The organism is Pseudomonas juntendi (assembly GCF_009932375.1).
GTDB classification, from domain to species: domain Bacteria; phylum Pseudomonadota; class Gammaproteobacteria; order Pseudomonadales; family Pseudomonadaceae; genus Aquipseudomonas; species Aquipseudomonas juntendi.
Genome location: NZ_BLJG01000006.1, coordinates 35,057 through 55,202, shown reverse-complemented (window position 1 = coordinate 55,202; position 20,146 = coordinate 35,057). Strand labels below are relative to the sequence as shown.

The 20,146-nt window shown below is 63.9% G+C and carries 19 protein-coding genes; 15 read left to right on the top strand and 4 right to left on the bottom strand.

Features of this window, described 5'->3' with window-relative positions; genetic code table 11:
- Positions 1–85: 85 nt before the first annotated feature.
- A complete protein-coding gene (locus GYA94_RS01350) occupies positions 86–1,732 on the bottom strand; it encodes a Na+/H+ antiporter (protein WP_054890073.1) in 1,647 nt (548 codons plus the stop codon).
- A gap of 248 nt (positions 1,733–1,980) precedes the next feature.
- Here GYA94_RS01350 and GYA94_RS01345 point away from each other — a divergent pair, with 248 nt between their 5' ends.
- The 6 genes from GYA94_RS01345 (at position 1,981) to GYA94_RS01320 (ending at position 5,800) form a co-directional block, all read left to right on the top strand.
- Entirely contained in the window at positions 1,981–2,259 is a 279-nt protein-coding gene (locus tag GYA94_RS01345) for a type II toxin-antitoxin system RelE/ParE family toxin (protein ID WP_029885077.1), read from the top strand.
- Positions 2,260–2,267: 8 nt separating this feature from the next.
- On the top strand, positions 2,268–2,567 hold the full coding sequence (gene graA, locus GYA94_RS01340) for a type II toxin-antitoxin system antitoxin GraA (RefSeq protein ID WP_029885078.1): 300 nt from the start codon (positions 2,268–2,270) through the stop codon (positions 2,565–2,567).
- 125 nt (positions 2,568–2,692) lie between these two features.
- Positions 2,693–3,040 (top strand): ArsC family reductase, encoded by a 348-nt coding sequence (locus tag GYA94_RS01335; protein WP_054881204.1) that lies wholly within the window; start codon positions 2,693–2,695, stop codon positions 3,038–3,040.
- A gap of 31 nt (positions 3,041–3,071) precedes the next feature.
- The gene (gene dapD / locus GYA94_RS01330) at positions 3,072–4,106 is read left to right on the top strand and encodes a 2,3,4,5-tetrahydropyridine-2,6-dicarboxylate N-succinyltransferase (protein WP_009686960.1); all 1,035 of its coding nucleotides are present in this window, start codon (positions 3,072–3,074) and stop codon (positions 4,104–4,106) included.
- An 81-nt stretch (positions 4,107–4,187) separates the two neighbouring features.
- Complete coding sequence (locus tag GYA94_RS01325; protein ID WP_161891669.1) at positions 4,188–5,393, top strand: cysteine desulfurase; 1,206 nt, start codon at positions 4,188–4,190, stop codon at positions 5,391–5,393.
- A complete protein-coding gene (locus tag GYA94_RS01320; protein ID WP_161891668.1) occupies positions 5,390–5,800 on the top strand; it encodes a SufE family protein in 411 nt (136 codons plus the stop codon). The genes GYA94_RS01325 and GYA94_RS01320 overlap by 4 nt, the downstream gene beginning before the upstream one ends.
- A 71-nt stretch (positions 5,801–5,871) precedes the next feature.
- Here GYA94_RS01320 and tcdA read toward each other — a convergent pair whose 3' ends face one another.
- Positions 5,872–6,681, bottom strand: coding sequence for a tRNA cyclic N6-threonylcarbamoyladenosine(37) synthase TcdA (tcdA, locus tag GYA94_RS01315; RefSeq protein WP_161891667.1), 810 nt, complete (start codon positions 6,679–6,681; stop codon positions 5,872–5,874).
- A 119-nt stretch (positions 6,682–6,800) separates the two neighbouring features.
- Between tcdA and GYA94_RS01310 the strand changes: the two genes are divergently transcribed.
- From GYA94_RS01310 to GYA94_RS01295, 4 genes are all read left to right on the top strand, one after another.
- Positions 6,801–9,392, top strand: coding sequence for a glycosyltransferase (locus GYA94_RS01310; protein ID WP_110678251.1), 2,592 nt, complete (start codon positions 6,801–6,803; stop codon positions 9,390–9,392).
- 94 nt (positions 9,393–9,486) lie between these two features.
- On the top strand, positions 9,487–10,638 hold the full coding sequence (dapE, locus tag GYA94_RS01305) for a succinyl-diaminopimelate desuccinylase (protein ID WP_161891666.1): 1,152 nt from the start codon (positions 9,487–9,489) through the stop codon (positions 10,636–10,638).
- Entirely contained in the window at positions 10,638–11,450 is an 813-nt protein-coding gene (locus GYA94_RS01300; protein WP_054890077.1) for a putative RNA methyltransferase, read from the top strand. Before dapE ends, GYA94_RS01300 begins: the two co-directional genes overlap by 1 nt.
- Before the next feature lie 17 nt (positions 11,451–11,467).
- The gene (locus GYA94_RS01295; protein ID WP_009686969.1) at positions 11,468–11,845 is read left to right on the top strand and encodes a hypothetical protein; all 378 of its coding nucleotides are present in this window, start codon (positions 11,468–11,470) and stop codon (positions 11,843–11,845) included.
- Positions 11,846–11,935: 90 nt separating this feature from the next.
- On the opposite strand, the gene GYA94_RS01290 is transcribed toward GYA94_RS01295, so the two are convergent.
- Positions 11,936–12,145, bottom strand: coding sequence for a cold-shock protein (locus GYA94_RS01290; RefSeq protein WP_003252255.1), 210 nt, complete (start codon positions 12,143–12,145; stop codon positions 11,936–11,938).
- 233 nt (positions 12,146–12,378) lie between these two features.
- Between GYA94_RS01290 and plsB the strand changes: the two genes are divergently transcribed.
- From plsB to GYA94_RS01265, 5 genes are all read left to right on the top strand, one after another.
- Positions 12,379–14,865: a glycerol-3-phosphate 1-O-acyltransferase PlsB gene (plsB, locus tag GYA94_RS01285; RefSeq protein WP_161891665.1), complete on the top strand. Its 2,487-nt coding sequence runs from the start codon at positions 12,379–12,381 to the stop codon at positions 14,863–14,865.
- A gap of 72 nt (positions 14,866–14,937) precedes the next feature.
- The gene (locus tag GYA94_RS01280) at positions 14,938–15,297 is read left to right on the top strand and encodes a YbaY family lipoprotein (protein WP_161891664.1); all 360 of its coding nucleotides are present in this window, start codon (positions 14,938–14,940) and stop codon (positions 15,295–15,297) included.
- A 66-nt stretch (positions 15,298–15,363) separates the two neighbouring features.
- The gene (locus tag GYA94_RS01275; protein WP_110678243.1) at positions 15,364–15,762 is read left to right on the top strand and encodes a YbaY family lipoprotein; all 399 of its coding nucleotides are present in this window, start codon (positions 15,364–15,366) and stop codon (positions 15,760–15,762) included.
- 33 nt (positions 15,763–15,795) lie between these two features.
- Positions 15,796–16,482 (top strand): DUF4197 domain-containing protein, encoded by a 687-nt coding sequence (locus GYA94_RS01270; protein ID WP_110678241.1) that lies wholly within the window; start codon positions 15,796–15,798, stop codon positions 16,480–16,482.
- Between the two features lie 143 nt (positions 16,483–16,625).
- A complete protein-coding gene (locus GYA94_RS01265; protein WP_144187659.1) occupies positions 16,626–17,027 on the top strand; it encodes a hypothetical protein in 402 nt (133 codons plus the stop codon).
- Between the two features lie 57 nt (positions 17,028–17,084).
- Here GYA94_RS01265 and GYA94_RS01260 read toward each other — a convergent pair whose 3' ends face one another.
- Positions 17,085–20,141: an efflux RND transporter permease subunit gene (locus GYA94_RS01260; protein WP_161891663.1), complete on the bottom strand. Its 3,057-nt coding sequence runs from the start codon at positions 20,139–20,141 to the stop codon at positions 17,085–17,087.
- Positions 20,142–20,146: the final 5 nt, after the last annotated feature.

The following is a 20,146-nucleotide window of genomic DNA, read 5'->3' as shown; positions in this document are numbered from 1 at the left end:
GCGCAGGCTTTTCAAATTTGCAGTACGACCGTTGCTCCTACCGGGGTAGGTGAGAGACCTGTTGCTGCAAGGCAGCGCCAGCGCTTTATTTGACCTGCCCCAGGTTCGCCTCACTCATGTCCAGCTCGCCCAGCACCTGCCGCACCACCTCATCGCCCACCTCGTGCTGACGATGCAGGTTGTACAGCTCCAGCCGCTGCGCCCTTAGCGCCCGCAGGCGCAAGCGGCGCTCCAGCAAATCCATCTGCTCGGCCAGTGCCTTGGCTTCGGCCGTGTCGTTATAACTGTCCAGCTCATCCCGGTACTCCGCCATCAGGCGCGCCTTCAGTTCCGTGGCCATGGTTGCCTGGTCTGCATCCTGCGGCGCATTGCTGTCGATCACTTCCTCCGCCTCCAAGGCATGGATCGCCGCTTCTGCCGTGCGCCGCCAGGCTTCCTGCACCTCCTGTTGCAAGCGCTCGTCGGCGCTTTTGGTCACCCCGCGCAGCAACAGCGGCAAGGCGATACAGGCGCTGACCAGCGATAGCAGGATCACCCCTGCCGCGATGAAAATCAGCAGGTCCCGTTCCGGGAACGCCTTGCCTGCCCCCATCAGCAATGGCACCGACATCACACCCGCCAGGGTCACTGCACCCCGCACGCCGCCGAAGGTCAGCAGCCAGCAGGAGCGCGCCGTAGGCACCAGCACCAGCGCCGGCTTACCGCGCCAGCGGCGCAGCACGCCGATCGCGCGCCAGATACTCTGCACCCAGATGAAACGCAGCAGGATCAGCGCGGCAAAAATCGCCAGCACATCCAGGCAGCGGTAGGCCAGGGTCGGCCACACGGTGGTTTCGTGGCTGACCACAGCCTTGATGATGTCCGGTAACTGCAGGCCCAGTAGCAGGAAAATCAGGCCATTGAAGGCGAACTCCAGCAGCGACCAGACGCTGCGGTTGAGCAGGCGGGTGCTGGTCTGGCGTGGCAGCAGGTCGAGCCAGCTCTGCATCATGCCAGCGGCCACTGCCGACAAAATGCCCGACACGCCCAGCCGCTCGGCCAGTACATAAGCCGCGAACGGCAACAGCAGCATGAACACGACATGGGTCGCAGGGTCGTCCCAGCCCCGGGTGATCATCCACATGCGCAGGCGGCCGATCAGCCAGCTCAGGGCCACGCCCACTGCCAGGCCCCCCAGTGCTACCAGCACGAAGCTGAAGCTGGCGTCGGCCAGCGAGAAGGCCCCGGTGATTGCCGCCGCCAGGGCGAACTTGAAGGTCACCAAGCCAGAGGCGTCGTTCATCAGCGCCTCGCCCTGCAGCATATGCATCAGCGGGGTGGGCAGGCGGTCCTGGGTAATGGCCGATACGGCAACGGCGTCGGTCGGCGACAACACGGCGGCCAAGGCGAAGGCAACCGGCAGCGGGATGCTGGGCATCAGCCAGTGAATGAAGTAACCGGCCCCGACCACAGTGAACAGCACCAGCCCTACCGCCAGCGCCACCACCGGCCCTCGAAGGCGCCACAGTTCGCGCTTGGGAATCCGCCAGCCATCGGCGAACAGCAGTGGCGGCAGGAACAGAAACAGGAACAGCTCGGGGTCCAGCGCCACATGCAGGCCCAGGGTCGGCCACGCCAGCAAGGCGCCAGCGGCGATCTGCACCAGCGGCAAGGGCAGCGGAATCAGGCGACCGACCAGTTTCGACAGGCTGACCAAGGTCAACAGGATGAGGACGGTGTAGGCGGACTGCATCCGGTAAGGCTTCCTTTGTGAACCAGAAACGACAACAGGGCGAAACATCGCCATTGAAACAATATGTTAGCGGCGATCGGCGAACCAGGGCCGCTGCACGATAGTCGCAGGTGGCGGATGAATATGTAACATGATGATACCCAGCAATCATGGCCGGCGTTACCCGAGCAACGTGCAGCGAAGCCCTTGAACTACCGCGATGAGATCGTATAATCAAGCGTAACGAATAACGTTATGCATTCAATCTCATGATTCAAAGCTTTAGCTGTGCCGACACGGAAGCACTATTTGTTACTGGAAAAACGCGACGTTGGTCAGATATCAAATCAGTCGCGGAGCGCAAACTGGCCATGCTCGATGCCGCAACAGAGCTGCGAGACCTGCGATCGCCACCTGGCAACCGCCTTGAGGCGTTGAGCGGCAACCGTGCCGGTCAGCACAGCATTCGCGTCAATGACCAATGGCGCTTGTGCTTCACCTGGACCGACAACGGGCCGGCCAACGTTGAAATTATCGATTACCACTGAGGTGCATCATGCTCAAGAACGGTATGCGTCCAATCCATCCCGGTGAAGTCCTGCGTGAGGACTTCCAGAAAGAAATGGGCTTCAGTGCTGCGGCATTGGCCAGGGCGCTGGGCGTCGCCACTCCAACCGTCAACAATATCCTGCGCGAACGGGGCGGTGTTTCCGCCGATATGGCGCTGCGTCTGTCCATTTGCCTGGATACTACCCCCGAGTTCTGGCTCAACCTGCAGACCGCCTTCGATCTGCGCACCGCCGAACAGCGACACGGTGAAGAGATCATCGGGGCGGTACAGCGCCTGGTCGCCTGAACACGCCTTGATCAATAGACATGGACGTCTCAGGCGTGGCGCCGCGAGGTTGCTTCCCGCATAATCCCGCGACTGAAATCGAAAAACGGAGAGGTTGGGGCAACCTGTGATCCCCAATGCACACAATGACCTACACGCTCTACGGCATCAAAGCCTGCGACACCATGAAAAAAGCGCGTACCTGGCTAGAAGACCAGTCCATCGCCTACGAATTCCACGACTACAAGACCCAAGGCATCGACCGTGACAGCCTGAACCGCTGGTGCGACGAACACGGTTGGGAAGTCATCCTCAACCGTGCCGGCACCACGTTCCGCAAGCTGGACGACGCCAGCAAGGCAGACCTCGACCAGGCCAAGGCCGTCGAGCTGATGCTGGCCCAGCCGTCGATGATCAAGCGCCCGGTGCTCGACCTTGGCGCGCGCACGTTGGTCGGCTTCAAGCCTGACCTGTACGCCGCAGCCTTCGCCTGAGCCCCTACCCTATTTCGCACGAGGTAATCACATGTCCAATACCCTGTTCAGCCTGGCCTTCGGTGTCGGCTCCCAGAACCGCCAGGGCGCCTGGCTGGAAGTGTTCTACGCACAACCCCTGCTCAACCCAAGCGCCGAACTGGTCGCCGCAGTCGCGCCTGTTCTTGGTTACCAGGGTGGCAACCAGGCCATCGCCTTCAGCAACGCCCAGGCCGCCCAACTGGCCGAAGCGGTGAAAGGCGTGGATGCCGCCCAGGCCGCGCTGCTGACCCGCCTGGCCGAAAGCCACAAGCCGCTGGTCGCCACCCTGCTGGCCGAAGACGCTGCGCTGGCTTCGACCCCAGAGGCGTACCTCAAGCTGCACCTGCTGTCGCACCGCCTGGTCAAGCCACACGGCGTAAGCCTGGCCGGCATCTTCCCGCTGCTGCCGAACGTGGCCTGGACCAACCAGGGCGCGGTCGACCTGAGCGAACTGGCCGAACTGCAACTCGAGGCACGCCTCAAAGGCGAGTTGCTGGAAGTGTTCTCGGTGGACAAGTTCCCGAAAATGACCGACTACGTGGTCCCGGCCGGCGTGCGTATCGCCGACACCGCCCGTGTGCGCCTGGGCGCCTACATTGGCGAAGGCACCACCATCATGCACGAAGGCTTCGTCAACTTTAACGCTGGCACCGAAGGCCCGGGCATGATCGAAGGCCGGGTTTCCGCTGGCGTATTCGTCGGCAAGGGCTCGGACCTGGGCGGCGGATGCTCGACCATGGGCACCCTGTCCGGTGGCGGCAACATCGTCATCAAGGTCGGCGAAGGCTGCCTGATCGGCGCCAACGCCGGTATCGGTATCCCGCTGGGTGACCGCAACACCGTCGAAGCGGGCCTGTACATCACTGCCGGCACCAAGGTGAACCTGCTGGACGAGAACAACGAACTGGTCAAGGTGGTCAAGGCGCGTGACCTGGCAGGCCAGACCGACCTGCTGTTCCGCCGCAACTCGCTGAACGGCGCAGTGGAATGCAAGACCCACAAGTCGGCCATCGAGCTGAACGAAGCATTGCACGCCCACAACTGAGAACCTTGCACGGTTTGAGGTGTTAACATCGGGTCTGGCGCCAACACGCCAGACCCGTTTTTCATTCCAGGCCCCGCGATCATGTTCCAGCCCTCCCCCTGGCGTGCCGATTTCCCCGCCATCGACGCCCTGCAACGGCAGCACCAGACCTACCTGGACAGCGCCGCCACCACCCAGAAGCCGCAAGCCTTGCTGGATGCCCTGGGCCATTACTACGCCCATGGCGCGGCCAACGTGCACCGCGCCCAGCACTTGCCCGGTGCACTGGCGACCCAGGCCTTTGAAACCAGCCGCAACAAGGTGGCCGCCTGGCTCAACGCCGCCGATCCCCGGCAAATCGTGTTTACCCATGGCGCCACTTCGGCGTTGAACCTGCTGGCCTATGGCCTGGAGCACCGCTTCGAGGCGGGCGACGAAATTGCCGTCAGCGCGCTGGAGCACCATGCCAACCTGCTGCCCTGGCAGCAACTGGCGCAGCGGCACGACCTGCGCCTGGTGGTACTGCCGCTGGACATTCACGGCCACATCGACCTGGACCAGGCCCTGCAGTTGGTAGGCCCACGCACCCGGGTACTGGCCGTCAGCCAGTTGTCCAACGTGCTGGGCACCTGGCAGCCCTTGCCTGCCCTGCTGGCCCATGCCCGTGCGCAAGGTGCGGTGACCGTGGTCGACGGCGCCCAAGGCGTGGTCCATGGGCGTCATGATGTGCAGCAGCTGGGCTGCGACTTCTATGTGTTTTCCAGCCACAAGCTGTATGGCCCGGACGGTGTCGGCGTGCTCTACGGCCGCAGCCAGGCCTTCGAGCTGCTGCGCCATTGGCAGTTTGGCGGTGAGATGGTGCAGCTCGCCGACTACCATAGCGCCAGCTTCCGCCCGGCGCCGTTGGGTTTCGAGGCGGGCACCCCGCCCATTGCCGGGGTGATCGGCCTGGGCGCGACCCTTGCCTACCTGGCCAGCCTCGATAGCCACGCGGTCGCCGCCCACGAAACCAGCCTGCATCAGCAACTGCTGCGCGGCCTGGCCGACCGCGAGGGTATCCGGGTGCTGGGCACGCCACAGGCGGCGCTGGCCAGCTTCGTCATCGAGGGCGTGCACAATGCCGATATCGCCCACCTGCTCACCGAGCAGGGCATTGCCGTGCGTGCCGGGCACCACTGCGCCATGCCGCTGCTGAAGGGGCTGGGCCTGGAGGGTGCGATCCGTGTGTCGTTGGGCTTGTACAACGACAGCAGCGACCTGCAGCGCTTCTTCGACGCGCTGGACCAAGGCCTGGAGTTGTTGCGATGAGCCTGCCGGAACAGGCGCTACAGGCGCTGGCCGCGTTCGAACAGGGCAAGGGCTGGGAACAGCGTGCTCGCTTGCTGATGCAATGGGGCGACCGGCTGGAGCCGCTGGCTGCCAGCGAAAAAACCGAGGCCAACCGGGTGCACGGTTGCGAAAGCCTGGTGTGGCTGGTGGCCGAGCAGGCCGATGGCGCATGGCGGTTCAAGGCCGCTAGCGATGCCCGTTTGTTGCGCGGGCTGCTGGCATTGTTGCTGGTGCGGGTGCAGGGTTTGACCAGCGGTGAACTGCTGGCGCTCGACCTGCGGGGGTGGTTCAGCCAGCTGGGGCTGGAGCGCCAACTGTCGCCGTCGCGCAGCAACGGGCTGCATGCGGTGTTGCAGCGCATGGCAGAGCTGGTGGTCAAACGTTAACTGGGGTGGGGGCCAACATCGTTGGGGGCGCTGCGCGCCCCATCGCGACACGAGGCCGCTCCTACAGGGATTTACACGGGCTTGACCCGCTCCGATGGCCGTCGCGCACCGGCCACCAGTTTCTCTATCGCCTTGCTCGCTGCCACCATGCCAAAGGTGGCGGTCACCATCATCACCGCGCCAAAGCCGCCGGCACAATCCAGCCGCACGCCTTCGCCAACGAAGCTTTTCTGCAGGCACACGCTGCCATCGCCTTTGGGGTAACGCAGCTGCTCACTGGAAAACACACATGGCACGCCATAGTTGCGGCTGACATTGCGCGAAAAGTTGTAGTCACGCCGCAACGTGGAGCGGACCCGCGAGGCCAGCGGATCGTTGAAGGTCTTGTTGAGGTCGGCGATCTGGATCTGCGTGGGGTCGATCTGCCCGCCGGCCCCCCCGGTGGTGACGATGGCGATCTTGCGCCGGCGGCACCAGGCGATCAGCGCGGCCTTGGCCATGACGCTGTCGATGCAGTCGATCACGCAGTCCAGGTGTTCGGTGATGTACTCGACCATGGTGTCGCGGGTGACGAAATCGGCGACTGCATGCACCGTGCAGGCCGGGTTGATCGCCCGCAGGCGCTCGGCCATGACCTCGACCTTGGGGCGCCCCACCTGCCCTTCCAGGGCGTGGGCCTGGCGGTTGGTGTTGCTGACGCAGACATCGTCCAGGTCGAACAGGGTGATTTCGCCCACGCCACTGCGCGCCAGCGCTTCGGCCACCCACGAACCCACCCCGCCAGTCCCGACTATCGCCACATGGGCCTGGCCCAGGCGTTGCAGGCCTTGGTCGCCGTACAGCCGGGCAACGCCGGCGAAGCGTGGATCTTCTGTACTCATGTTCATACCCCAAAAAACCGGCGCGCATTATATGCCAGCGAGCCCAAGGCCTGCACCGTTAGGAAATGGACTACTAACCCTGCTTTAATGTCCTATCACTTCGACAGAAATGGACGACAATGTCTTCACGTAAATTCGGCCTGAACCTGGTTGTGGTGCTGGCCATCGCTGCGTTGTTCACCGGCTTCTGGGCGCTGATCAATCGCCCGGTTTCCGCGCCCGCCTGGCCAGAACAAATCTCTGGCTTCTCGTATTCGCCGTTCCGCCTGGGTGAAAGCCCGCAAAAGGGCCAGTACCCCAGTGACGAAGAAATGCGTCAGGACCTGGAGCAACTGAGCAAACTGACCGACAGCATCCGCATCTACACCGTGGAAGGCACCCAGGCAGACATCCCACGGCTGGCCGAGGAGTTCGGCCTGCGGGTGACACTGGGCATCTGGATCAGCCCCGACCTCGAACGCAACGAGCGGGAAATTGCCACCGCCATCGAGTTGGCCAATACCTCGCGCAGCGTGGTGCGCGTAGTGGTGGGTAACGAGGCGCTGTTCCGCGAAGAAGTGACACCGGAAAACCTCATCAAGTACCTGGACAGGGTACGTGCCGCGGTCAAGGTCCCGGTAACCACCAGTGAGCAATGGCATATCTGGAAGGAACACCCGGAGCTGGCCAGGCACGTCGACCTGATTGCCGCGCACATCCTGCCCTATTGGGAATTCGTGCCGATGAAAGACTCGGTGGAGTTCGTGCTCGACCGTGCCCGCGAGCTGAAGCAGCAGTTCCCGCGCAAGCCGCTGCTGCTGTCGGAGGTCGGCTGGCCGAGCAATGGCCGCATGCGCGGGGGTGCCGATGCCACCCAGGCCGATCAGGCCATCTACCTGCGCACCTTGGTCAACACGCTCAACCGCCGTGGCTACAACTACTTTGTCATCGAAGCCTATGACCAGCCCTGGAAGGCCAGTGACGAAGGCTCGGTAGGCGCTTACTGGGGCGTTTACAACGCCGAGCGCCAGCAGAAGTTCAATTTCGAGGGGCCCGTGGTGGCGATTCCGCAGTGGCGCGCCCTGGCGGTCGCGTCGGTGGTGCTGGCCATGATCGCGCTGATGGTGCTGTTCATCGACGGCTCGGCCTTGCGCCAACGCGGCCGGACCTTCCTGACGTTCATCACCTTCCTGTGCGGGTCGGTGCTGGTGTGGATCGCCTACGACTACAGCCAGCAATACAGCACCTGGTTCAGCCTGACCGTCGGCGTGTTGCTGGCGCTCGGCGCATTGGGGGTGTTCATCGTGCTGCTCACCGAGGCGCATGAACTGGCCGAGGCGGTGTGGATCCACAAGCGCCGCCGCGAGTTTCTGCCAGTACAGGCCGACAGCGCCTACCGGCCCAAGGTGTCGGTGCATGTACCGTGCTACAACGAGCCGCCAGAAATGGTCAAGCAGACCCTCGACGCCCTGGCCGCGCTGGACTACCCCGATTATGAAGTGCTGGTGATCGACAACAACACCAAGGACCCGGCCGTGTGGGAACCGCTCAAGGCCCATTGCGAGAAACTGGGCGAACGGTTCAAGTTCTTCCACGTCGCACCCTTGGCTGGCTTCAAGGGCGGCGCGCTGAACTACCTGATCCCGCACACCGCGCCAGACGCCGAAGTGATCGCGGTGATCGACTCGGACTACTGCGTCGACCGCAACTGGCTCAAGCACATGGTGCCGCACTTCGCCGACCCGAAAATTGCCGTGGTGCAGTCGCCGCAGGACTACCGCGACCAACACGAAAGTGCATTCAAGAAGCTGTGTTACAGCGAATACAAGGGCTTCTTCCACATCGGCATGGTCACCCGCAACGACCGTGACGCGATCATCCAGCATGGCACCATGACCATGACCCGGCGCAGCGTGCTGCAAGAACTGGGCTGGGCCGAGTGGTGTATCTGCGAGGACGCCGAACTGGGCCTGCGCGTGTTCGAGAGAGGCCTGTCGGCGGCTTACGCCCACAACAGTTATGGCCAGGGCTTGATGCCCGACACGTTCATCGATTTCAAGAAACAGCGCTTCCGCTGGGCATACGGTGCCATCCAGATCATCAAGCACCACGCCGGCGCCCTGCTGCGCGGCACGGGTAGCCAGCTGACGCGCGGCCAGCGCTACCACTTTCTGGCCGGCTGGCTGCCCTGGATCGCCGATGGCATGAACATTTTCTTCACCATCGGCGCGCTGCTGTGGTCGGCCGCGATGATCATCGTGCCGCACCGGGTCGACCCGCCACTGATGATTTTCGCCATCCCGCCGCTGGCGCTGTTCTTCTTCAAGGTCGGCAAGATCCTGTTCCTCTACCGGCGTGCGGTGGGGGTGAACATGAAGGATGCCTTCGCGGCGGCGCTGGCAGGGCTGGCGCTGTCGCATACCATCGCCAAAGCGGTGCTGTACGGGTTCTTCACCAGCAGCATGCCGTTCATCCGCACGCCAAAGCATGCCGACAGCCATGGCTTGCTGGTGGCGATTGCCGAGGCGCGCGAGGAACTGTTCATCATGCTGCTGTTGTGGGGCGCAGCGCTGGGTATCTACCTGGTGCAGGGGCTGCCGAGTTCGGACATGCGCTTCTGGATGGCCATGCTGCTGGTGCAGTCGTTGCCGTACGTGGCGGCACTGGTGATGGCGCTGCTGTCGTCGCTGCCCAAGCCTGCGCACAAGGCTGCCGAGGCGCAGCAGGCTTGAGATGTTGGGGGCGCTTGGCGCCCCTTTCGCGACTGGTTTGCTATAAGATAACGCCCCTCAGATTTCCCCGCCTTGCCTTGCCCCGGAGTTCCCCATGACGGCCCCTGCCGAGCTCTCGCCTACCCTTCAACTGGCCTGCGACCTGATCCGTCGCCCCTCCGTCACCCCCGTCGACGCCGATTGCCAGGCGCAAATGATGAACCGCCTCGGCGCCGTGGGCTTCCAGCTCGAGCCGATGCGCATCGAAGACGTCGACAATTTCTGGGCGACCCATGGCCAGCAGGAAGGCCCGGTACTGTGCTTCGCCGGCCACACCGACGTGGTGCCCACCGGCCCCGTGCAGCAATGGCAACATGAACCGTTCGATGCGCTGATCGACGCCGACGGCATGCTCTGCGGCCGCGGCGCAGCCGACATGAAAGGCAGCCTGGCCTGCATGGTGGTTGCCAGCGAACGCTTCGTGCAGGATTACCCCGACCACCGCGGCAAGGTCGCCTTCCTGATCACCAGCGACGAGGAAGGCCCGGCCCACCACGGCACCAAGGCTGTGGTCGAACGCCTCAAAGCACGTAACCAGCGCCTGGACTGGTGCATCGTCGGCGAACCGTCCAGCACCACCCTGCTGGGTGACGTGGTCAAGAACGGCCGCCGTGGCTCGCTGGGCGCCAAGCTGACCGTGCGCGGCAAACAGGGCCATGTGGCCTACCCGCACCTGGCGCGCAACCCCATTCACCTGGCCGCACCGGCCCTGGCGGAGCTGGCAGCCGAGCACTGGGACGAAGGCAATGCATTCTTCCCGCCGACCAGCTTCCAGATCTCCAACCTCAACTCCGGCACCGGTGCCACCAACGTGGTTCCGGGCGAGCTGACTGCGCTGTTCAATTTCCGGTTCTCCACCGAGTCCACCGTCGAAGGCCTGCAGGCGCGGGTGTCGGCGATCCTCGACAAGCACGAACTGGACTGGTCGATCGACTGGGCGCTGTCAGGCCTGCCGTTCCTCACCGAGCCGGGCGAGCTGCTGGGTGCCGTTTCGGCCAGCATCAAAAGTGTCACCGGCCGCGACACCCAACCATCGACCAGCGGCGGCACGTCCGATGGCCGCTTCATCGCCACCCTGGGCACCCAGGTGGTCGAGCTGGGCCCGGTCAACGCCACCATCCACCAGGTGGATGAGCGGATTCTGGCCAGCGACCTCGACCTGCTGACCGAAATCTACTACCAGACCCTGGTCCGGTTGCTCGCCTGATGCTTGCCTGCCCCCTTTGCCAGGCGCCGCTGGCGCAAGTCGACAACGGCGTGGCCTGCCCGGCAGGCCACCGCTTCGACCGGGCCCGCCAGGGCTACCTGAACCTGCTGCCGGTGCAGCACAAGAACAGCCGTGACCCGGGTGACAACCAGGCCATGGTCGAGGCACGTCGCGACTTTCTCGACGGCGGCCACTACGCGCCGGTGGCCCAGCGCCTGGCCGAACTGGCCGCCGAGCGCCAGCCCGGTGCGTGGCTGGACATTGGCTGCGGCGAGGGCTACTACACCGCGCAGTTGGCCCAGGCCCTGCCCGCTGCCGACGGTTACGCCCTGGATATCTCCCGCGAGGCGGTCAAGCGTGCCTGCCGCCGCGCACCGGCTGTCACCTGGATGGTCGCCAGCATGGCCCGCGTGCCGCTGGCCGATGCCAGCTGCCAGTTCATCGCCAGCGTATTCAGCCCGCTGGACTGGGCCGAAGCCAAACGCCTGCTCAGCCCCGGCGGTGGCCTGATGCGGGTAGGCCCGACCAGCGGCCACCTGATGGAACTGCGCGAAGTGCTCTACGATGAAGTACGCCCTTACGCCGACGACAAGCACCTGGCCCTGGTCCCCGAGGGCATGGCCCATGCCCACAGCGAAACCCTGGCGTTGCGCCTGAGCCTGGCCGCCCCCAAGGCCCGCGCCGACCTGCTGGCCATGACCCCACACGGCTGGCGCGCCAGCGCCGAAAAACGTGCACGGGTAATCGACCAGCCCGAGCCGTTCGAGGTAACGGTTTCCATGCGTTATGACTATTTTGTGCGCCAAGACTGAGCACACCCGGAGCCCTTATGCGCCAACCTGATATCGAGATCTACCTGAAGGACGCCGACGTCGACCACAAACAGATTGCCGGGTGGCTTGCCCAGGCGATCGGCCCGTGCAGCGAATGGAAGCAGAAAGGCCAGACCTTCAAATGCCAGGCCGGTAACATTCCGGTCACTTGGTTACCGAAGGCTGTAGGGAAATGGAACAGCCTGTACCTGGAAAGCGACCAGACCCCCTGGGCCGACGATATTGCCTGCGCCCGCGCTGCATTCGCCGCACTGGGCGTGGAAGTACGCTGCGCACCGGGTGGCTGGGTCGAGGAAGACGGCGAGGAGGATGCCGACCGCTGGGTCCGCATCAGCGCCGACGGTGAAGAGGAAATCACCTGGCGTACGTCTTGAGCTTGAAGCTTCAAGCTGCAAGTTTCAAGAAGGCTCGCATCAGGCTGCAAGTACACGGTCACTTGCAGCTTGAAGCTTATAGCTTAAGGCTCAGAGGCCTACCACGTCTTCGGCTTGCAGGCCTTTCTGGCCCTGCACGCAAGCGTATTCAACCCGCTGCCCTTCGACCAGGGTACGATGCCCCTCACCGCGAATCGCCCGATAGTGGACGAATACATCCGCACCACCTTCGCGCTGAATGAAGCCATAACCCTTGGCATCGTTGAACCACTTTACATTCCCAGTCTCACGAGACGACATCTGAACTACTCCGGTTTTTTATTGTGAAGATCGCCGTGCAGGCATGGGCTTACCTGCCCCGTGCCAACGCCGCTTGCCGAAATAACCTGCAAGTGGCAGGCCGAGTATATGCCACAGCACAAAAAAAATTGATGACGGTCCCGCTGTTGGCCGATTTTTGCTGAACTTACGCACATACGGCAGACTAATTAACTGGATACTCACCTGAACATCACACCCAGGGCACACACCCCATGACCCGTTCCCCCCTGCGCCGCCTGATTTTCGGCGCCCTGCGTCGCCTGTTGTACCTGTGGGTGCGCTCCGAAACCATCAACCAGTCGGCCATGTCGTTGAACCTGGACCGCAGCCGGCCAGTGATCTATGCCTTGCCTACGCCGGCGCTCACCGACCTGGTCGTACTCGACCACGAGTGCACCAAGGCAGGGCTGCCGCGCCCGGTGCTGCCGGTAACGGTCGGTCCGCTGCAGGAACCCGCTGCGTTCTTCTACCTGACCCCCGACCCCGACTGGCTGGGCCGCCAGGACAAGCGTGGCGCCCCGCCCACCCTCGAGCGCTTGGTAGCTGCCGTTACCCAGCATGCCGAGGAAGATGCGCAGATCATTCCGGTCAGCGTGTTCTGGGGCCAGACCCCGGCCAGCGAGTCCAGCCCGTGGAAACTGCTGTTTGCCGACAGTTGGGCAGTGACCGGGCGTTTGCGGCGGCTGCTGACCGTACTGATACTCGGGCGCAAAACCCGCGTGCAGTTCTCTGCCCCCATCCACCTGCGCGAACTGGTGCAGCACAACAAAGGCCACGAACGCACCGTGCGCATGGCCCAGCGCCTGATGCGCGTGCATTTTCGCAACCTCAAGACCGCGGTCATCGGCCCCGACCTTTCGCACCGGCGCAACCTGGTCAAGGGGCTGGTTCATGCACCGCTGGTGCGCCAGGCCATCGCCGAAGAGGCGCAGCGCGAAAACCTGCCGCTGGCCAAGGCCGAAGCCCAGGCTTTGCGCTACGGCAACGAGATTGCCTCTGACTACACCTACACTGCCATCCGCTTCCTGGAGGTGGTGCTCAGCTGGTTCTGGAACAAGATCTACGACGGCATCAAGGTCAACCACATCGAGCAGGTGCAGGGCATCGCGCCCGGCCACGAAGTGATCTACGTGCCCTGCCACCGCAGCCATATCGACTACCTGCTGCTGTCGTACCTGCTGTTCCGCAACGGCCTCACGCCACCGCACGTGGCCGCGGGCATCAACCTCAACATGCCGGTGGTCGGCAACCTGCTGCGCCGTGGCGGGGCGTTCTTCATGCGCCGCACCTTCAAGGGCAACCCACTCTATACCGCGGTGTTCAACGAATACCTGCACACCCTGTTCACCAAGGGGTTCCCGGTGGAGTACTTCGTCGAAGGCGGCCGTTCCCGTACCGGGCGCATGCTGCAACCGCGCACCGGGATGCTGGCGATTACCCTGCGCAGCTTCCTGCGTTCGTCGCGCACGCCCATCGTGTTCGTGCCGGTCTACATCGGCTATGAGCGCGTGCTCGAAGGCCGCACCTACCTGGGCGAGCTGCGCGGTGCCAGCAAGAAGAAAGAGTCGATATTCGATATCTTCACGGTGTTCGGCGCGCTGAGGCAGCGCTTTGGCCAGGTGTCGGTCAACTTTGGCGAGCCGATCCGCCTGGCCGGCTTCCTCGACGAGCAACAACCCGGCTGGCGTGAGCAGGAGCATGGCCCGCAATACCGCCCGGATTGGCTCAACGCCACTACCCATCGCCTGGGTGAGACCGTGGCCCGCCACCTCAACGAGGCGGCGGCCATCAACCCGGTCAACCTGGTGGCCATGGCATTGCTGTCCACCAGCCGCCTGGCCCTGGATGAACGCGCCCTGGTCCGCGTGCTCGACCTGTACCTGGCCCTGCTGCGCCAGGTGCCCTACTCGCCGCACATCACCCTGCCCGAGGGTGACGGCCAGGCCTTGATCGAACACGTGCGCGGCATGAACCTGGTCGCCGAGCAGAAGGACGCCCTGGGCCGCATCCTGTACCTGGACGAAGGCAATGCGGTGCTGATGACCTACTACCGCAACAACGTGCTGCACATCTTCGCCCTGCCGGCGCTGCTGGCCAGCTTCTTCCTCAGCAGCTCGCGCATGAGCCGCGAACTGTTGGGGCAATATGTGCACGCGCTGTACCCGTATTTGCAGGCCGAACTGTTCCTGCGCTGGGCGCCGCAGCAATTGGACGACGTCATCGACCAGTGGCTGGCGGCGCTGGTCGAGCAAGGCCTGCTGCGCCAGGACAACGATATCTATGTGCGCCCGCCGCCCAGCTCGCGGCAGTTCGTGCTGCTGACCCTGCTCGCCCGCACCATCACCCAGACGCTGCAGCGTTTCTACATGGCCACGTCCCTGCTGCTCAACAGCGGGCAGAACAGCCTCAGCGCCGAAGCGCTGGAAGACCTGTGTGTGATGATGGCCCAGCGCCTGTCGATCCTGCATGGCCTGAATGCCCCGGAGTTCTTCGACAAGACGCTGTTCCGCCACTTCATCCAGACCTTGCTCCAGCAAGGCGTGCTGCATGCCGATGCCCAAGGCAAGCTGGGTTACCACGACAAGCTCGGCGAACTGGCCGAGGGCGTGGCCAAGCGCGTGCTGTCGGCCGAGCTGCGCCTGTCCATCCGCCAGGTGGCGCTGCATCGCGACGAGCCTTCAGACGTGGTGCAAGGGTAGCTTTTCTGTCTGCCGCCAGGCCTTGAGAGGGGACAGCATCGCCGTGCTTTCCCCCTCTCAAGGAGCACTACCATGAACCAGATCAAATCGATCGACGTCGAAATCTTTTCTTCCAGCGACAACTACCTGCCAGCCTCCGCCCAGGTGCTACTGAGCCTGCTCGACGTGTCCCGTGCCGACGCGCCGGCCGTCAGCCAGGCCGAGCTGCGCCTTCAGTGCGCCGGTGTACTGCCGATCAAGCTGCAACTGGCCTGCGACCTCAGCCAGCTCGACCCGCGCGGCAGCTACGTGCTGGCCGTGCGCATCGAGCAGAACGGGCAACTGCAGTTCATCAACACCACCCACCACGCCGTAAACCCTCACACCTTGTCTGGCACCGAACGCGTGGTGGTCGATAACGTGGCGACGCCCCTGGTCGTGCTCCATGATTGATTAGGGAAAATCCGCTAAAGTCCCTGGGGTTGGCCACAAGCCGGCTCCAAGGACAACGGAGATTCCATGAAAAAGCTCTTTATGCTGTGTTGCGCATCCCTGCTCGCAGCCTGCTCCAGCCAAACCCCGCCCGCCCAGGCCAGCCTGGATGGCGAAGTCTTCTACCTGCAGCGCATTGCCCTGCCCCCGGCCGCCACCCTGAGCGTCGAACTGCAGGACGTGTCGTTGCTGGACGCCCCGGCCGTGACCCTGGCCCGCCAGGCCGGCCCGGTCAAAGGCAACGTGCCGCTGCCGTTCCACCTCAGCTACGATCCGCGCCAGGTCAAACCCGGCCACCGCTATGCGCTGAGCGCGCGCATCGAGCTGGGCGGCAAACTGCTGTTCATCAATACCGAACACCATGGCGTGCTGCTCGACGGCTCCGACCCGCAACCCGTGCGCGTCAAGCTCGACCAGGTTCGCTGATACCCGTATTCATCTGTTTACAAGGAACGCTTCATGATCCGCACTTCCCTGCGCTTCACCACCCTGTGCGCCGGCCTGCTGCTGTCGGCCAGCGCGCTGGCCCTGTCGCTGGGCGACCTGAGCCAGAAGGACGCCACCGGCGGCCTGAAAGATGCCCTCACCCAAGGCGCGCAGCTGGCGGTCAAGCAGCTCAGCACCCCAGGCGGCTTCAACAACAACCCGGACGTGCGTATCGAACTGCCGGGCAACCTGGGCAAGGCCGCCAAAGCGATGAAGATGTTCGGCAAGGGCGAACAGGTCGAAGCCCTGGAAGCTAGCATGAACAAGGCCGCCGAAAAGGCCGTGCCGCAGGCTCAGGCGATTCTGGTAGACGCCGTGAAGAACATGAGCGTGACCGACGCCAAGGGCATTCTCAGCGGCGGTGACGACTCCGCCACCCAGTACCTGAACAAGAGCAGCCGCGAGCAGATTCGGGCCAAGTTCCTGCCGGTCGTCAAGCAGGCCACCGACCAGGTTGGCGTGGCTCAGCAGTACAACGCCTTCGCCGCGCAGGCCAAAGGCCTGGGGCTGGTCAAGGATGACGCCAACATCGAGAACTACGTGACCGAGAAGGCGCTGGACGGTCTGTTCGAGATGATCGGCAAGCAAGAGCAGAACATTCGCCAGAACCCGGCCGCCGCAGCTACCAGCCTGGCCAAGAAGGTCTTCGGCACGCTCTGATAACGCGTGGTGCCACAGCAGCGGTCTGCCTGAACCCGCGCGGCCGCTGCCTCTGCGTCGTTTTGCCTGTACCGCCTTTCCCCGCTCCCTCGGCCAACAGCAGGGTGCAGGATGGCGGCTCTTTTCGACGAGGAGTTTCCGCTATGCCCTCCACCCCACATTTCCAGATATTCATCGACTGCGAAAGCCAAGACCGGATAACACCGGACGCTTCGGCGAGTTACGTATTGGTCCTGAGTGAAAAACTGGAGGGCTTCGGCGCTGCCAAAGGCAGTTCCGTCCTGCAGCCCGTGCTGACCATCGAGCAGCAAGGCGAACTGGCGCTGCCCCAGACCTTCAGCTTCATGATCGATGGGGCAACGCTCAAGGAAGGCCATGCTTACCAGGTAAGCCTGCGCTACCAGGCCACCAACGGTAACCCGCACGGCAAGCGCCTGGCCTGGAAAGAGACTTTCGTCGCTCAGGACCAGGCCCGCATAGCACCTGCCGCCGTCAGCGGCCACGGCCCGTGCAAAGGCCGCACCAACAGCTGCCTGAGCTGGTAAGGGCCGGCGCCTTCAACACCCAGGGCGCAAGCTGCCTGCACGCTCGCGCCTGGGTCTTCAACGCTGCTTTACCCTGAACCAGGCCGCGTACAACGCCGGCAGGAACAACAACGTCAGCACCGTGGCCACGATCAGGCCACCCATGATCGCGACCGCCATCGGCCCGTAGAACACGCTACGCGACAGCGGGATCATGGCCAGCACCGCGGCCAGCGCGGTCAGCACGATCGGCCGGAAGCGCCGCACCGTGGCCTCGATGATCGCTTGCCAGCGGTCCATCCCTGCCGCAATGTCCTGCTCGATCTGGTCAACCAGAATCACCGAATTGCGCATGATCATCCCCGCCAGGGCAATGGTGCCGAGCATGGCGACAAAGCCGAACGGCTGGCGGAACACCAGCAGGAACAGGGTCACGCCGATCAACCCCAGTGGCGCGGTCAGGAACACCATCAGCGTGCGCGAGAAGCTGCGCAGCTGGATCATCAGCAAGCTCAACACCACCACGATGAACAGCGGCATGCCGGCGTTCACCGATTTCTGCCCGCGCTCGGCATCTTCCACCGTGCCGCCCACTTCCAACAGGTAACCGTCGGGCAGCTTGGCGCGAATGCCCTGCAAAGAAGGCAGAATCTGCTTCACCAGTGTCGCAGGTTGCGCCTTGTCGTAGATGTCTGCCCGCACGGTCACCGTCGGCAGGCGGTTACGGTGCCAGATGATGCCCTCCTCGAAGCCATACTCGAGGGTCGCGACCTGCGACAGCGCCACGCTCTGGCCGTTGTCGGTCGGCAACGCCAGGCTGCCCAGGTTGCCCAGCTCGCTGCGCTCCTGCAGCGTACCGCGCAGCAGTATCTCGATCAGCTCGTTGTCTTCGCGGTACTGGCTGGCGGTGGTGCCGGTCAGCGAACTTTGCAGGAAACTCGCCAGGTGCGCGGTGCTCACGCCCAACGCACGGGCACGGTCCTGGTCGATGCTCAGAAACACCGCCTTGCTCGGTTCTTCCCAGTCCAGGTGCACATTTACCACATGCGGGTTCTCGCGCACCTTGGCGGCCACCTCACGGGCCAGCGCACGGGCCTTCTCGATGTGCTCGCCCGTGACCCGGAACTGCACCGGGTAACCCACGGGCGGGCCGTTTTCCAGGCGGGTGACCCGGGCGCGCAACTCGGGGAACTGCTGGTCCACCGTGGCGATCAGCCAGCTGCGCAGGCGCTCGCGGTCGTCCATCGACTTGGCCAGCACCACGAACTGGGCGAAGCTGGCGGCCGGCAGTTGCTGGTCCAGTGGCAGGTAGAAGCGCGGCGAACCGGTGCCCACGTAGGCCACATAGTTGTCGATGCCATCCTGCTGCGCGAGCAGCGCCTCCAATTGCTTGACGCGCTCGGCGGTATTGGCCAGCGATGCACCTTCGGCCAGCTTCAGGTCGACCATCAGTTCCGGGCGCCCGGACGCCGGGAAGAACTGCTGGGGCACGAAGCGGAACAGCAGGATGCTGCCGATGAAGGCCGCGATGGTCAGCAGGATCACCGTCTTGCGCCGCCGTACACACCACGCCACAACCCGCCGCACACGCTGGTAGAACGGCGTGGCATAAGGGTCTGGCGCCTGGCCATGACGGGCGGCGTGCAGCCGGGCCAGGTCGGGCAGCAGGCGCTCGCCCAGGTAAGGCACGAACACCACGGCGACCAGCCACGATGCCAGCAAGGCAATGGTCACCACCTGGAAGATCGAGCGGGTGTATTCGCCGGTGCTGGAGGCCGCCGTAGCGATGGGCAAGAAGCCCGCTGCGGTGATCAGGGTGCCGGTGAGCATCGGGAAGGCCGTGCTTCTCCAGGCGTAACTGGCCGCCTTGAGGCGGTCGTAGCCCTGCTCCATCTTGATCGCCATCATTTCCACGGCAATGATCGCATCGTCTACCAGCAAGCCCAGGGCCAGTACCAGCGCCCCCAGCGAAATCTTGTGCAGGCCGATGCCAAAGTAATGCATGGCTGCGAAGGTCATGGCCAGGACCAGGGGGATGGCCAGCGCCACCACCAGGCCGGTCCGCAGGCCCAGGGAGAAGAAGCTGACCAGCAGCACGATGACCAGCGCCTCGGCCAGCACCTGCACGAACTCGCCGACACCCGCCTTGACCGCCGCGGGCTGGTCCGAGACCTTGCGCAACTCCATGCCGGCCGGCAGGTTGTGCGCCAGGCGTTCGAACTCGCTTTCCAGCGCCTTGCCCAGCACCAGGATGTCGCCGCCATCCTTCATCGACACCGCCAGGCCAATGGCCTCTTCGCCCATGAAGCGCATGCGCGGTGCGGGTGGGTCATTGAAGCCACGGTACACTTCGGCGACATCGCCAATGCGGAAGGTGCGGTCGCCCACCCGAATCGGGAACTGGCGAATCTGCTCGACGCTGTCGAAGCGACCGCTTACCCGCAGTTGCAGGCGCTCGCTGGGGGTTTCGAAGAAGCCGGCGGTGCTGACTGCATTCTGTTCGCGCAGGGCGTTCTGCACCGCTTGCAGCGGCACCCCCAGGGTAGCCAGCTTGAGGTTGGACAGTTCGATCCAGACTTTCTCGTCCTGCAAGCCGATCAGCTCGACCTTGCCCACGTCCTTGACCCGCTGCAGCTGGATCTGGATCCGGTCGGCATAGTCCTTGAGCACGGCGTAATCGAAGCCCTTGCCGGTCAGTGCATAGATATTGCCGAAGGTAGTGCCGAATTCGTCGTTGAAGAAGGGGCCCTGGATTTCTGGCGGCAAGGTATGGCGAATGTCCGCGACCTTCTTGCGGATCTGATACCACAGCTCGGGAATGTCCTTGGAGTGCAGCGAGTCGCGGGCCATGAACGTGACCTGCGATTCGCCAGGCCGGGAAAACGAGACAATCCGCTCGTACTCACCGGTTTCCATCAGCTTTTTCTCGATGCGCTCGGTTACCTGGCGCGACACTTCCTCGGCCGTGGCACCGGGCCACAGGGTACGAATGACCATGGCCTTGAAGGTGAACGGCGGGTCTTCGCTCTGGCCCAGCTTGGTGTAGGACATGGCGCCAATGGCCCCCAGCAGGATCATCAGGAACAGGACGATCTGGCGGTTGCGCAGCGCCCAGGCAGAAAGGTTGAAACCCATCGGGA

Bases quoted from the DNA above. Each gene is read 5' to 3' on its own strand.
- GYA94_RS01325 (WP_161891669.1), top strand. From the start codon at position 4,188: ATGTTCCAGCCCTCCCCCTGGCGTGCCGATTTCCCCGCCATCGACGCC.
- dapE (WP_161891666.1), top strand. From the start codon at position 9,487: ATGACGGCCCCTGCCGAGCTCTCGCCTACCCTTCAACTGGCCTGCGAC.
- GYA94_RS01290 (WP_003252255.1), bottom strand. From the start codon at position 12,145: ATGTCGTCTCGTGAGACTGGGAATGTAAAGTGGTTCAACGATGCCAAG.
- graA (WP_029885078.1), top strand. From the start codon at position 2,268: ATGCTCAAGAACGGTATGCGTCCAATCCATCCCGGTGAAGTCCTGCGT.
- dapD (WP_009686960.1), top strand. From the start codon at position 3,072: ATGTCCAATACCCTGTTCAGCCTGGCCTTCGGTGTCGGCTCCCAGAAC.
- GYA94_RS01295 (WP_009686969.1), top strand. From the start codon at position 11,468: ATGCGCCAACCTGATATCGAGATCTACCTGAAGGACGCCGACGTCGAC.
- GYA94_RS01280 (WP_161891664.1), top strand. From the start codon at position 14,938: ATGAACCAGATCAAATCGATCGACGTCGAAATCTTTTCTTCCAGCGAC.
- GYA94_RS01345 (WP_029885077.1), top strand. From the start codon at position 1,981: ATGATTCAAAGCTTTAGCTGTGCCGACACGGAAGCACTATTTGTTACT.
- plsB (WP_161891665.1), top strand. From the start codon at position 12,379: ATGACCCGTTCCCCCCTGCGCCGCCTGATTTTCGGCGCCCTGCGTCGC.
- GYA94_RS01260 (WP_161891663.1), bottom strand. From the start codon at position 20,141: ATGGGTTTCAACCTTTCTGCCTGGGCGCTGCGCAACCGCCAGATCGTC.
- GYA94_RS01265 (WP_144187659.1), top strand. From the start codon at position 16,626: ATGCCCTCCACCCCACATTTCCAGATATTCATCGACTGCGAAAGCCAA.
- GYA94_RS01275 (WP_110678243.1), top strand. From the start codon at position 15,364: ATGAAAAAGCTCTTTATGCTGTGTTGCGCATCCCTGCTCGCAGCCTGC.
- tcdA (WP_161891667.1), bottom strand. From the start codon at position 6,681: ATGAGTACAGAAGATCCACGCTTCGCCGGCGTTGCCCGGCTGTACGGC.
- GYA94_RS01270 (WP_110678241.1), top strand. From the start codon at position 15,796: ATGATCCGCACTTCCCTGCGCTTCACCACCCTGTGCGCCGGCCTGCTG.
- GYA94_RS01350 (WP_054890073.1), bottom strand. From the start codon at position 1,732: ATGCAGTCCGCCTACACCGTCCTCATCCTGTTGACCTTGGTCAGCCTG.
- GYA94_RS01320 (WP_161891668.1), top strand. From the start codon at position 5,390: ATGAGCCTGCCGGAACAGGCGCTACAGGCGCTGGCCGCGTTCGAACAG.
- GYA94_RS01310 (WP_110678251.1), top strand. From the start codon at position 6,801: ATGTCTTCACGTAAATTCGGCCTGAACCTGGTTGTGGTGCTGGCCATC.
- GYA94_RS01300 (WP_054890077.1), top strand. From the start codon at position 10,638: ATGCTTGCCTGCCCCCTTTGCCAGGCGCCGCTGGCGCAAGTCGACAAC.
- GYA94_RS01335 (WP_054881204.1), top strand. From the start codon at position 2,693: ATGACCTACACGCTCTACGGCATCAAAGCCTGCGACACCATGAAAAAA.